Origin of the sequence: Veillonella sp. oral taxon 780 str. F0422 (assembly GCF_000221605.1) — a bacterium.
Classification (GTDB): Bacteria; Bacillota; Negativicutes; order Veillonellales; family Veillonellaceae; genus F0422.
The window spans coordinates 1-13,388 of the sequence record NZ_AFUJ01000065.1 but is presented as its reverse complement, the minus strand read 5'-3'; the positions used below and the strand labels follow the sequence as shown (position 1 = coordinate 13,388).

General features: G+C 40.2%; 12 protein-coding genes and 1 pseudogene. 11 read left to right on the top strand and 2 right to left on the bottom strand.

Annotated features, from left to right (window positions below):
* Positions 1-17 precede the first annotated feature (17 nt).
* The 10 genes from cbiD to HMPREF9200_RS07320 are packed head-to-tail and all read left to right on the top strand — an operon-like array spanning position 18 to position 8,058.
* Complete coding sequence (gene cbiD / locus HMPREF9200_RS07365) at positions 18-1,136, top strand: cobalt-precorrin-5B (C(1))-methyltransferase CbiD (RefSeq protein ID WP_009354107.1); 1,119 nt, start codon at positions 18-20, stop codon at positions 1,134-1,136.
* Positions 1,112-1,738, top strand: coding sequence for a precorrin-6y C5,15-methyltransferase (decarboxylating) subunit CbiE (gene cbiE / locus HMPREF9200_RS07360; protein ID WP_009354096.1), 627 nt, complete (start codon positions 1,112-1,114; stop codon positions 1,736-1,738). The genes cbiD and cbiE overlap by 25 nt, the downstream gene beginning before the upstream one ends.
* Positions 1,735-2,316 carry a precorrin-6Y C5,15-methyltransferase (decarboxylating) subunit CbiT gene (cbiT, locus tag HMPREF9200_RS07355; protein ID WP_009354090.1) on the top strand — a complete coding sequence of 194 codons (582 nt, stop codon included), beginning with the start codon at positions 1,735-1,737 and terminating at the stop codon, positions 2,314-2,316. Before cbiE ends, cbiT begins: the two co-directional genes overlap by 4 nt.
* A 1-nt stretch (position 2,317) precedes the next feature.
* Positions 2,318-3,076 carry a precorrin-4 C(11)-methyltransferase gene (gene cobM / locus HMPREF9200_RS07350; protein WP_009354109.1) on the top strand — a complete coding sequence of 253 codons (759 nt, stop codon included), beginning with the start codon at positions 2,318-2,320 and terminating at the stop codon, positions 3,074-3,076.
* Complete coding sequence (locus tag HMPREF9200_RS07345) at positions 3,076-4,176, top strand: cobalt-precorrin 5A hydrolase (RefSeq protein WP_009354100.1); 1,101 nt, start codon at positions 3,076-3,078, stop codon at positions 4,174-4,176. Before cobM ends, HMPREF9200_RS07345 begins: the two co-directional genes overlap by 1 nt.
* Complete coding sequence (cobJ, locus tag HMPREF9200_RS07340; protein WP_009354103.1) at positions 4,173-4,862, top strand: precorrin-3B C(17)-methyltransferase; 690 nt, start codon at positions 4,173-4,175, stop codon at positions 4,860-4,862. Before HMPREF9200_RS07345 ends, cobJ begins: the two co-directional genes overlap by 4 nt.
* Positions 4,859-5,635: a precorrin-6A reductase gene (gene cobK, locus HMPREF9200_RS07335; protein ID WP_009354087.1), complete on the top strand. Its 777-nt coding sequence runs from the start codon at positions 4,859-4,861 to the stop codon at positions 5,633-5,635. Before cobJ ends, cobK begins: the two co-directional genes overlap by 4 nt.
* Positions 5,622-6,287, top strand: coding sequence for a precorrin-8X methylmutase (locus HMPREF9200_RS07330; RefSeq protein ID WP_009354093.1), 666 nt, complete (start codon positions 5,622-5,624; stop codon positions 6,285-6,287). Before cobK ends, HMPREF9200_RS07330 begins: the two co-directional genes overlap by 14 nt.
* On the top strand, positions 6,287-7,285 hold the full coding sequence (locus HMPREF9200_RS07325) for an iron ABC transporter permease (protein ID WP_009354105.1): 999 nt from the start codon (positions 6,287-6,289) through the stop codon (positions 7,283-7,285). Before HMPREF9200_RS07330 ends, HMPREF9200_RS07325 begins: the two co-directional genes overlap by 1 nt.
* Positions 7,285-8,058, top strand: a complete 774-nt coding sequence (locus HMPREF9200_RS07320) for an ABC transporter ATP-binding protein (protein ID WP_009354083.1) — start codon at positions 7,285-7,287, stop codon at positions 8,056-8,058. Before HMPREF9200_RS07325 ends, HMPREF9200_RS07320 begins: the two co-directional genes overlap by 1 nt.
* 214 nt (positions 8,059-8,272) lie before the next feature.
* Here the strand turns inward: HMPREF9200_RS07320 and HMPREF9200_RS07315 are convergent, their stop codons facing one another.
* On the bottom strand, positions 8,273-9,217 hold the full coding sequence (locus HMPREF9200_RS07315; RefSeq protein WP_009354102.1) for an ABC transporter substrate-binding protein: 945 nt from the start codon (positions 9,215-9,217) through the stop codon (positions 8,273-8,275).
* Between the two features lie 74 nt (positions 9,218-9,291).
* Positions 9,292-10,288 (bottom strand): annotated as a pseudogene (locus HMPREF9200_RS07310) (sirohydrochlorin cobaltochelatase).
* A 317-nt stretch (positions 10,289-10,605) separates the two neighbouring features.
* Here HMPREF9200_RS07310 and HMPREF9200_RS07305 point away from each other — a divergent pair.
* Positions 10,606-13,388, top strand: a 2,783-nt coding sequence (locus tag HMPREF9200_RS07305) for a TonB-dependent siderophore receptor (RefSeq protein ID WP_009354111.1), incomplete at its 3' end; no start/stop codon positions are given.

The window sequence follows — 13,388 nt, the reverse complement described above, 5'->3', positions numbered from 1 at the left end:
TTATCATGTGAGGGACTATGAACGTAGAAGATATGCGTGGTGGATACACCACTGGTTCCTGTGCAACAGCAGGGGTAAAAGCTGGACTCCTTGCTCTCATTGAAGAAGAAATTGTAGATCAAGTTTCTATACGAAATCCTCAAGATGCATTCATTGATGTGCCTATTTCTAAGGTTGAGATTCTCTCTCCTGCAGAAGCAATGGTGACAGTGGTAAAAGATGGTGGTGATGATCCAGATGTGACTCATGGTACAGATATTGTGACCACGGTAACATTAAATCAATCGGGAAATATTACGTATGAAGCAGGATTTGGAGTGGGTATAGTGACTAAGCCGGGCCTAGCCTTACTTGTAGGAGAACCTGCTATCAATCCAGGGCCTAGAACGATGATTTCCTATGTATTCGAGGAATTAGTACCTAAGGGCATGGGCATTCATGTGAAAGTGTCCGTACCAGCGGGGGAGACCTTAGCTAGAAAGACCTTGAATGGCACTCTTGGTATAGAAGGTGGTATTTCCATCATTGGTACAACAGGTATTGTAAAACCAATGAGTGAAGAAGGGTTCAAAAACTCTTTAGTACCGCAATTGCGTGTCATGAAAGAAGCAGGCTATACAACAGCTATCTTAGTGCCGGGGCGTATTGGTCAAGAAATCGCAAAAGAACAACTAGGAATTTCTATCAATCAAATGGCAGAAACAAGTAATTTTATTGGCTTCATGCTAGAACAATGTGTCAAAATTGGATTTAAAAATATCCTCATCATTGGTCACATTGGTAAAATTATCAAATTGGCTAGCGGCAGCTTTCATACCCATAATCGCATGAGTGATGGACGTATGGAAACGATTGTTGCTTATGCAGCATTAGAAGGGGCATCTCGAGAAGTTTGTGAAGAATTGATGGAGTGTCGCACAACAGAGGCTGCCATGCCAATTATTGAACGAGAGCACTTAGAGGGCATTTATCAGCGCGTAGCGGATCGGGCGTCCTTGCGCTCTATGCGCTATATTGCGCAAGATGCAAAGGTTGGTATTATCATATCTACCTTAGATGGCACTATATTGGCCGTCGATGAGGTAGCGAAGGAAATAGGAGAAGAAGAATCATGGCACATACCTTGTATGTCGTAGGTATTGGCCCTGGGAACCCAGAGTATGTAGTACCTAGAGGATTACATCTAATCAAACAGGCTAAGGTCTTGGTAGGAAGTGAGCGAGCACTAGAAGATTTTGCTCAGCCAGGCCAGGAAACCTTTCCTATTGCGAAATTAGCACCTATGGCAGAGTGGATGGGAGAACAACTACAATCCAATGACATTGTAGTCTTAGTCAGCGGTGATACAGGATATTATTCTTTATTGCCGTATTTAAAAACTAAGTTTCCTAACAATCCTATTGATGTGACGCCGGGCATTAGTTCCATGACATTTGCTTTTGCTAGACTTGGTGAAGTGTGGCACAATGCAGATTTAATGAGCTTTCACGGTCGTCGACCAGAGGAAACAGATTTGTATTATGCAGAAGGACGTAAGTTAGGTTTCTTAACGGATCCTGAACAAAATCCTGCCTATATTGCAAGATATTTAATCGAAGAGCATGGTTGGCCGAAGGATACAAAAGCGGCAGCATGTGAACGATTGAGTTATGAAGATGAGCGTATTGAACGCGGTACATTAGAAGAATTACAGAAATTGGAGGGCTTTGGGCACTCCGTAATGGTGGTATTAGGATGAGACATTTTTTTGGAATTGAAGACGAGGAATTTATTCGTGGCGATGTGCCCATGACGAAAAAAGAAATTCGTATGGTAGTTATGAATGCAGCTCGTGTAGAAGAAGATAGCGTGGTTCTTGATGTGGGAGCTGGTACTGGTTCCATTTCGATTGAAGCTGCCATAGCTGCTCCGAAAGGACATGTATATGCTATCGAACGCTTTGAAAAAGCAACAGATTTAATTCGCCAAAATCAAGAAAAATTTGGCGTAAAAAACTTAACAATTATTGAAGCCAAAGCGCCAGAAGGTATGGAAGATTTATCAGAATTAGACGCTGTTATCATCGGTGGTAGTGCTGGTGGTATGGGGACGATTATGGACGAAGCCACACGGTTGTTAAAAGTGGGCGGTCGTCTTGTAGTAACCGCTGTGACTATGGAAACAGGCTATACGATTTTAAAAGAACTAAAAGGTAGACCGTATACTTATGAAGGATTTCAAATGCAAGTGAGCCGCTTTAGAAAAGCTGGTCCATACCATTTATTAAATCCATTGAGCCCTATTTTTATCGTAACTGCAGTGAAACAGGAGGCATAATATGGCACAAGTGCATATCGTGGGCGCAGGCCCTGGAGATCCGGAATTAATTACCCGTAAGGGATACCGATTGGTACAAGAAGCAGATGTAGTAATCTACGCTGGTTCCTTGGTGAATCCAGCAATTTTAGAAGCTTGTAAAGAAGGTTGTGAAATTCACAACTCTGCATCTATGAGCTTAGATGACGTGTTAGCAGTAACAAAAGCGAGCGTTGCAGAAGGTAAAACAGTGGTGCGCTTACACACTGGTGATCCAGCCATTTACGGGGCGATCCAAGAGCAAATGGATGCTTTGAAAGAAATGGAGATCACTTATGATGTAACACCTGGGGTAAGCTCCTTCTTAGCAACAGCAGCAGCCTTGCAACAAGAGTACACACTGCCAAATGTAACCCAAACTGTGATCATCACTCGCATGGAAGGCAGAACGCCTATGCCAGAAAAAGAAAAATTATCTATGTTGGCTAGCCATGGCGCTACTATGTGCATTTTCTTATCTGTACAAATGATTGATAAAGTGGCAGCAGAATTAATTGAAGGTGGATACGATAAAACGACACCAGTGGCTATCGTTGTGAAAGCATCTTGGCCAGATCAACGAATCATTCGTGGCACTTTAGAAACGATTGCTGATGTGGTGGCAGAAGAAGGTGTTATTCGCCAAGCTATGATTGTAGTAAGCCGTGTACTGGATACAGATTATGAATTATCTAAACTCTATGACAAAGGCTTTGCTCATATGTATCGAGATGCTAAATAATGAAGATTGCTATCGTATCTGTTACAAAACGTGGGGCTAAGCTAGGCCAACAAGTACGCAGTGCCTATATACAGGAACATGTGGTGGATTGTTATGAAAAAGTAGAACGTGAAAGTGGAGACACAGCCATATCCTTTTCTTCTTTGAAACTGCATATAGAACAGTTGTGGAAAGACTATGACCGTATCTTATTCATTATGGCTACAGGTATTGTAGTGCGTATGATTGCACCTTTTATTAAGCATAAATCGGAAGACCCAGCCATTTTAGTCATGGATGAAGGTGGTCATTTTGTGATTAGCCTTTTATCGGGTCACTTAGGTGGTGCTAATGAATGGACTAGTGAGGTGGCAATGATTACGGGGGCTACACCAGTGATTACTACAGCCACCGATGTGAATCAATTGCCTGCACCAGATGTATTGGCTCGAAAAATCGGCGCCAAGGTGGAAGATTTTTCCATGCTTATTAAGGTGAATGCTGCTATCGTCAATGGAGAAACTGTCAAATATTATTTGGATAGTACCTTGGCAGATGACTTTGAACCAGCTGTGCAAGCACATCAAGTGGACTATGCTCTTTTTCATCCAGAGGAAGCATTCCCCTGGGGAGAGGAGCCAAAGGTTGTCATTACAGATAGAACCATTGATTGTATAGGTGTCACACTGGTGTTACGACCACCGACTATGACAGTGGGCATCGGATGTCGCCGTGATACACCGAAAGAATTGATACTTTCAGCGGTATCAGAATCATTGCAAAATGTAGGACGATCCCCATTAAGTGTCAAAGGAGCGGCCTCAGTTATCGTAAAAGCTGATGAAATAGGATTATTGGAAGCCATGGAAGCACTAAAATGGCCTATCCAATTTTATACACAAGAAGAAATGGCCCCTTGTATTGAAGAGGCACAAATTATAGAATCAAATTTTGTTAAACAAACAATAGGAGTAGGAAACGTATGCGAAACGACAGCACTATTACTAGCGCAGGGGCAGGAGCTACTGCAACACAAAACAATATTTCCGAGAACAACCGTAGCCATTGCACGGGTACATTACAAGTCATCGGAATCGGACCTGGTAACCCAGAATTCATGACACCAGAAGCACGAGAAGCGATTCTACAAGCTGACCGTGTAGTAGGTTACATTACCTATTTAGATTTGATTAAAGACCTGATAGCAGACAAAGTAACTGTAGGTACAGGCATGATGCAAGAAGTAGATCGTTGCCAACAAGCTGTAGACTTAGCTGTAGAAGGTCATAAAGTGGTTGTGGTATCCAGTGGTGACCCTGGAGTATATGGCATGGCGGGTCTTGTCATCGAATTGGCTAATAAAGTGGCAGAAGAAAAACGTCCTCCTGTACATATCGTACCAGGTTTAAGCGCAGTGAACATGGCAGCAGCTGTATTGGGTGCTCCATTGATGCATGACTTCGCCGTGATTAGCTTGAGCGATTTGATGACACCATGGGATTTAATCAAAAAACGTGCCGCACTGTGTGCAGAAGGTGATATGGTTATCGCTTTATATAATCCACGCAGTAAAAAACGTATCACCCATTTAGATGAAGTACGTGAACTAGTATTGCAACATCGTGACCCTAAAACACCAGTGGGGATCGTACAAAAAGCAGGCCGTGCAGGTCAACATATCATCATTTCTGATTTAGAACATTTCCACAAAGAAGAAATCGATATGCAAACATTAGTTATCATTGGTAATAGCCAAACATATGTGGAAAATGGTAAAATCATTACGCCGCGAGGATATAAATTGTGATTTGGGTCATAGCGGGTACGCTAGATGGCCGTAATTTGGCGGTAGCAGTACAAGAGCATACAGGATTACCTGTGTTGGTGTCTGTAGTTAGCCAATATGGGGCACAATTAGCATCCCATCCAGGCATTGAAGTCCATGAAGGACGCTTAAATTTAGAGGAGATGAAAGCTCTCATTCAAAATAAAGGCATAACGATGCTTATTGATGCGAGCCATCCCTATGCGGCGATTGTGACTGCCACAGCTCGCGAAGCCGCTGCAGATATGGAAATTCCTTTCATTCGATTTGAACGGAAAGAAGTGTCATTGCCAGAGTATGATAAATTGCATCATGTGAGCAATGAAGAAGAGGCAGCTACTTTAGCAGGTGAATTAGGTAAGGTGGTATATCTTACAACAGGTAGTAAGACGATGCATGTCTTTGCCAAGTCCGAAGCTCTACAAGATAAGGAAGTATGGACCCGTGTATTACCGACGGCGGAAGTGCTGCAAATGATGGAAGATTTGGGAGTATCTCCTAAATATACCATTGCTATGCAAGGACCATTTTCTTATGACATGAATAAGGTCATGTTTCAAGATACAAAAGCAGAGGTAGTAGTCATGAAAAACTCTGGCCTTGTAGGAGGTTCAGACACTAAGTTACAAGCTGCTATCGATTTAGATGTTCATGTCATTGTTATCGATCGCCCAACACCGGCGAAAGGGGCAGTGACAATTTCAACAGTAGAAGAATTTAAAACCCTATGGGAGGATTACGATGGATTACATTAAAAACCCTAAAGCAATTGAAGATAAAAGTATGGAAATTATTTACCCATATGTGAAAGACATGGGATTTACTGAGGACGAAATTCGTGTGGTATCTCGTACCATTCATGCGTCTGGTGACGTAGAATATGCAAAATTATTCCGTACTAGTGAAGGCGCTGTAGCGGCAGGTATTGCAGCTGTAAATAATGGCGCTCATGTTTACACTGACGTAGAAATGGTGCGCACAGGTATTTCTAAACCAGCATTGAAACTTCATAACAGTGAAGCACATTGCTTAATTCGTGATGAAAAAGTGGCTGAAATGGCAAAAGAATTAGGTGTGACACGCTCTATCGCTGCGATGCGTACATTCGGTAAAGAATTAGAAGGCCAAATCGTGGCAATTGGTAATGCACCAACTGCTTTATACGAAGTATTGCGTCTTGCTTTAGAAGAAGGAATTCGTCCTGCTTTAATCATCGGGATTCCAGTAGGCTTCGTAGGTGCTGCAGAATCTAAAGATTATTTGGCAGAAGTATCTCCAGTTCCTTACATTACAATTCAAGGTAATAAAGGTGGTAGCTCCATTGCTGCATCCGTTGTTAACGCATTGTTCTATACAGATGTAAAACGTAACGACATGTTATTTGTAGAAGGAAAAGAAAAGAAATAATGAATAGAACGAGTCAAACACGCAATGCATGGCGTATGTTTCTCGTTCTAGTGTTTGGGGCAGCAGCGATTGCTGCCCTCATCTTATCATTAGTATTTGGGTCCGCCCAGACTACATTGGCTCAAATATGGCATACATTGTGGTCTCCCACCTTATCTGATACGAACTCACTAGTCATATGGAATATTCGCTTTCCAAGAAATATAGTCGCGGCCCTAGTAGGCTCGAATCTAGCTGTAGCAGGTGCTATCTTACAAGCAGTTATGAAAAATCCATTAGCAGATCCGCAAATCGTAGGGGTTTCCTCAGGCGCAGGATTAGCTGGTGTCATAGTATTAATTTTATTTCCTTACCTAGAATATGCAGTGCCATTCATCGCCTTTATTGGCGCTTTGACAGCGGCCATACTTGTGTATGCCTTAGCCTGGAAACAGGGTATACGTCCAAGTCGTATTATCTTGGCTGGGGTAGCCGTAGCAGCATTCTTAGGGTCCATGATATCTGCCCTTCTCGTATTCTATGGAGATCGAGTGCAAGGGGCTCTACTATGGATGGTTGGCGGTCTAGCCGCTCGTAGTTGGCCGCAAGTGTATGTCTTAATTCCGTATACCATAGGGGGCTTGTTATTTGCCTTCTTAGGGGCAAAACGATTGACCATACTCAGCTTAGGCGATGAAACAGCACGCAGTTTAGGCTTAGCCGTTGAAAAAACACGGTTTATGATGACAGCTGTGGCAGCATTATTAGCAGCCAGTGCCGTATCAGTAGCGGGCTTAATTGGTTTCGTAGGATTGATTATTCCGCATATTGCTCGCATGATGTTGGGCACAGATTATCGCTTCTTATTGCCAGGATCTGCCTTCTTAGGAGCGTTTGTGCTCGTTATCAGCGACACAGTGGGACGTACATTATTTAGTCCTATCGAGATTCCAGTGGGTATCATTATGGCATTCTTCGGCGCTCCATTCTTCTTGTATTTATTGAGGAGGGATGACTAATGAAGCCAGTAATTTCTGTGAAAGATTGTCGTGTCTCCTTCGGTGAAAAAGAAGTCTTAAAGGGCATCGATTGGACGGTCTATGAAGGTGAAATCGCTACGTTAATCGGTCCTAATGGCTGTGGTAAAAGTACTTTATTACATGCCATTACTAGTGCTATTAAAAGTACCGGAACCATCCAAATTGCAGGGAAAGAGGCAAAGGGCTTTTCTAATAAAGAATTAGCTAGATATATGGCATTCTTACCACAAGTACCATCTATCCCGAAAGATATGTTAGTAGAAGAACTCGTTAACTGTGGTCGATTCCCTTACCAATCGTGGTGGAAGCAACAGGGGTCTCATGATAAAGAAATGGTAGATGCTGCCTTAGAGGCCACACAAGTGAGTCATTTGCGGAATCAGCTAGTATCTTCCTTATCCGGTGGAGAACGGCAACGTGTATGGATTGCTATGGCACTAGCTCAAGAGCCGAAGGTATTGATTTTAGATGAACCTACTACATATTTAGATATTAATCATCAGTTGGAGATTATGGAACTATTACAGGACTTAAATCGCCGTGAAGGGTTAACAGTTGTCATGGTTCTTCATGAATTGAACCAGGCTGCACAATATTCCCATCGGGTTGGTGTACTCTATCAAGGACAGATTTTAGCCGATGGATCACCAAAAGATGTAATGACAGAAGAATTACTAGAGAAAGTATTTGCTGTTAGAACCGATGTAGAAGTAGGGGAGTTTCCCTATATACGGATACAGGGATTGTTGTAGTACTTCGTGAAATAGGTTAAAGGTGAAGTAGGAGCAATTTAGTTGTACGAAAATATCGTACAACTAATATAGCTAATACTACTTTCCACAACTTTTAAAGAATCAAAAAAATAACAAAAATGACTACACAGGAGTAAATATACTCTAGTGTAGTCATTTTATGTTTTGGAGAGTTCCCATTGAAGGGTTCCCTTAAAAGTTGTCATAATATTTTTTATAATTGTACTTTCACACCATAAATGATCTTAACTAATTCAGCCATAGCTTCTGGTGTTTCTAGTCCTGGATTCAATAGAAACCATTGGGATGGTAAGAAAATAACTTTGTCGTTTTTTACAGCTTGTAATTGATTCCAAGCTGGATTGCTAGTCATTTCTTTGGCAAAGGTTGCATTGATTTCATCCTTTTTACCCATAGTAACAACAAGGATCATATCAGGGTTGTCTACTGTTAATGTTTCTAAGGAATAAGGCACTGTTTTAGATGTGACATTATCTTTTAAATGTTGTTCTACCACATTGGTGATACCTAATTCACGAACCATGGATGCCGTGATTGCTAGTGGAGTTTCTGCTGTTACCGATTTACCAGTAGCTCGCAATACAGCGACTTTGACAGGTTTGTCTTTTGGAATCGAGGCTTTCACTGTATCGATTTTTTTATTGTAATCTTCGATGACAGATTTGGCCTTATCTTCTGTATGGAAAATATTGCCCAATAATGTTAATAGTGGAATGTTATCATTGATGCCATCGTAATTAATTAGAATAGATGGAATATTGTTGCTATCTAGCTGCCCTTTAAATTTTTCATGTTGGCTAGGTAAACCTAACACTAAATCAGGATGTAATCCTACTAATTGTTCCATATTAGGATTGGCTGTATGGCCTATGCTTGGTAATGATTCAATTTCACTAGGTAATTTTTCATTACTTTCAACACGCGCGATGGCTTTGCCACCTACAGCATAGATCATTTTGGAAATAGAATTTGATAGAGCTACCACCTTGGACGGGTTGGCAGGGATTGTGTAGCTCTGATCTTGATACGATACAGTACGAGTTGTTTCTGTTGTAGTAGGGCCAGTTTTTGCGCATCCACCTAGCAACAAAGAAGTGGAGAGTAGAACAGCACTACAAATTTTTAAATATGTTTTCATTGTTTATTTCTTTCAAATAAGGGGATACGAAACGTATCCCCCTAAATTTTAATACTATACTATTGTGATTGCAATTATTTTACTAATGCATCATATGCTTCGGAAGCACGTTCAGCAAAGATATCACGGATTAGTTGGTTTTCACCAGCACCATGGATGTAAGTATCTACAGTGAAGCCTTCTTTCATAAGGATGCTTTTGTGTGAATCAGGTTCGTCACCAGCCATGTCGTTGTTTGCATGGTCACCAGCCACCATCATTAATGGCATTAATGTAACGTGTTTGATACCTTTTTCTTTCAATTGAGGGATTACTGTTTCAAGGTTTGGCCATCCTTCAACTGTGTAAAGGTATGTATTTTGGAATCCCATGGAATCGATACGATCTTGGATTACTGCATAGTACGCATTAGATGGATCTGGAGTACCATGAGCCATGATCAATACAGCAGAATCTTTTGTTTGGATCATAGGGAATTGGGAAGAGTATGCTTTTAATGCTTGTTCAATATCATCGCGTTGTTCTTCTTGGCCCATCCAGTACATTAAAGGTAAACCTAATGTCATTTTTTTGAAATCTTGTTTATGATGGTTGAATACAGCACCAGCATAGTTATATTCCATGCCTGGAATCATATTTAATGTTGTTAAAGCAACACGAGTGTATCCATCAGCTTTTAATTGGTCTAATGCTTCTTCTGGAGTAGGGTATGTAATACCTTCATGGGCTTTAATGCGATCAATAATAATATGGGATGTAAAAGCAGTTACAACTTTAACATTTGGATGTTGTGCTTTGATTTCATTGATAGTGGCATCAATTGTTTTTGCACGAGTATCTTTGAAAGTAGTGCCAAAGGACATAACTACGATTAGCATCTTTATTCATTGCGTTTTTCATCATTGGATTTTCATATGTGCGAACACCAATGGAAGCAGCTTCTTGTAATGCTGGAGTTGCATCTTTTACTTCAGAGTTTAACATGTACGCCGCATCAGTAGATTGAGAAACGCCGAAAGCTGCAGTTACTGCTAATGCCGCAATCATAGCGCTTTTAGAAAAGAATTTCATAATAATTCTCCTTACCTAAAACTAGAATATACCCAAAAGCATGAATCTTTATTTCCCTATTCATACTCATTTATTATTATATTCCTAGCTGTGATAAGTGTCAATGAAATATAAACATATAATCATGAAAGTTAGATATGATTAAAGTATATTATCATGAACTCATCGTCTAAAATATAAATATAATTTTACAATTCGTGAATCAAATGGAGCATTTGAAATCCATATGGAGTAGATGTGATATTTGATTAGGTCTATAATACAAATGATTAATATTATCAAATTTATTTGTATTTATAGGAAGATGGTGGAATGCTATGCATTATTCTAAGCCGTATCAGAAACGTTTACTTACTGGTGCAGTCATGAGTTGGATGGCTTGTTCTTGGTATCTACTTGGTGGATTAGCACCTGTACAGGCAGAAGGATCTGTGTTTGTTACAGCAGACCGTGCACAAGAAGAAGCAAAATATAACTCTCAACAAGTGCAAATCATTACTAAAAAAGATATTGAACAAAAACAGGCTAAATCTGTGGAAGATATTGTATTTACACAAGCTGGTGTGAGTCGTACAGTGGACAGCATGGGTCGTGTCGGTGTATCGATTCGTGGTGCTGAACCTCGTCATACATTAATTCTTGTAGATGGGCAGCCAGTGATGGGTGAATTTGCAAAATACCAAGGTCAAGGTGATGAATTACAACGACTAGGTACAGAAAATGTAGAACGTATAGAAATTATCCAAGGCGCTGCGAGCGCAAAATATGGATCCGATGCCATTGGTGGTGTTATCAATGTAATTACGAATAAACCAAATAAAAATGCGAATATCCGCATCAATGGTGAAAGTATTCGTTCCCGTGGCGATCAAGGTTTGTTCCCATATAGTAACTTCTTTATGCGTGCTGACTCTGGTCAACAAGGTAAATTACGTGTCAATATTCATGGCAGTAAACGTGATATCGTTCCTGTATATGCTGCGAGGGAAAGAAAAGAAGTTCCATTTGGAAATGCTACTGTCAATGAACAATTTCCTAAAAACTCCCTAAGATATTATGGGACAAACTCCAATTTAGGATTGTCTGCGATTTATGATGTGAATCAAAATAATTCGTTTACATTTACAACAGACCGTTATAACGAAGATTTAGAACGTTTTGTAAAACGTACAAACTCTGAAGATGAACCACAAGTTCATTACAAACGTGATTTAGATAGAAATAAAAGTAACCTTTCCTATGCAGGACAAGATGAAAAAAGCAATTGGAAGGTTGAATTAAACTATACTCGCACGAAAGAAGATGATGTAACCTTAACAAGTGAGTATGGTCGCAGCAATTATGAAGGTAAAAACACATTAAACTATGTGGACAATGTGGACCATAAACAATGGAGCTTTAATATCACTGGAGACACACAGGCTAATGATAATCACTTACTTTCTTATGGTTTTGGATATACTACTGAAAGTGGTGAAGGTAGCCGACTAAAAAGTGCCCCTCATACATGGGTACGTAATATTGACCCGTGGGACTATGATAAGAGTTTAGCTGTAAAACACGGAAAACCAGATAGTACAATCTATCGTCATTCTTTCAAAGAAAATGGAGAAGGCGTATTACGGTGGGATAAAGAAAAAGAGTGGTATGGTTATGATGGTTCAGATAAAACAAGTGTACCAGAGTTCACCTACGAAGACTTTAAAAACTATCTAGATCCAGAAGCAGGATTAGATCCAGCCGCATTCCATGGACTTGTGTATAACTCTGGATATACGCCAAACAATATGGAATCCCGTAACCCAGAAGCATTGAAACGATTTAAGGCATTCAACGATAAATTAAATGAAATACCGTACAATAAAGAACTGATTGCTAAATATGGCCCAGGTCATCAAGGTACTGAAACCATTGATGGGGTCAAACCACCTGTAATTAATAAAGATTATTTAGCTTTATTCTATTACATGGAAGATCCGTCTTTCAAAATTGTACGACCTCAATTTAATGGCGGTCATTTCAAAGATGAATACAATAAACGCATTAACCAACAAACCATGGGTAGTGCAAGATTACGGAAACAGCATTTCTTCTTGCAAGATACATGGCAAATCAACAAGGATACTCTGTTGCAACCAATTGTACGTTTAGACCATAGTGATTTGTTTGGATCGCATATGACTTTCAATATGGGGGTTACTCACAACGTAGGTGGAAATGCGCATCGTCGCTTGAAAGCCAATGTAGGAACCAGTTACACAGAGCCAGGTATGGGTGAACTATACTATAACTGGGAAATGTTTGGACCTACGGTAACGAATGTGGCTCCATTGTCAGGTGGACGTGCTCGCTTAGGTTGGTATTGGATTGGCAACCCTACATTAAAACCTGAAACGTCAAAAAATATAGATATTTCCTTTGAAGGAGAAAATAAAAATACCTATATGAAATTGACGGCTTTCCGTAATCAAATTCGCAACTATATGACCATTGCTAATACTGGACATTTAATGGATTTCTATCCATATCTCGATGAAAGCACTTATTTCGGGGCTACAAAATATGCGCATGCACCAGATATGCTTTATACATTCCGCAATATCGGAAAAGCTCGTGTCAATGGTGTTGAACTAGAAGTGAAACAACGGTTGAATGACCATGCGAAATTGAAAGTAGGTTATACATATTTAGATGCAGTGAACAAAACAAATCCAGATATGCCGAAACGATTGTTGGATAAACCAATGCATAAATTGGATTTAGGATTGGAGTTAGAAGATAAAGTAAGTGGCTGGAGTGGCAACATTTGGACTGATTACTATTATGGTATGTTAGATAGTAACTCTGTTGCTGGTGGTGGTAACTACATTACATCACAAGTGGACCCTGCTAATAATGATAAGTCTATTATCACATACGAGTTCAATACGAAAAAAACAGCTGATATGTACAAGAAGAAAACCTATGGCATTTGGAATATGATTGTACAGAAAAAAATCGATAAAGATTCCCTTGTGTACTTTGGTATGAACAATCTATTTAATCATCGTGATGACGACCGTGCCTTACAAGGACGTCAGTTCCGATTCGGTATGAACTT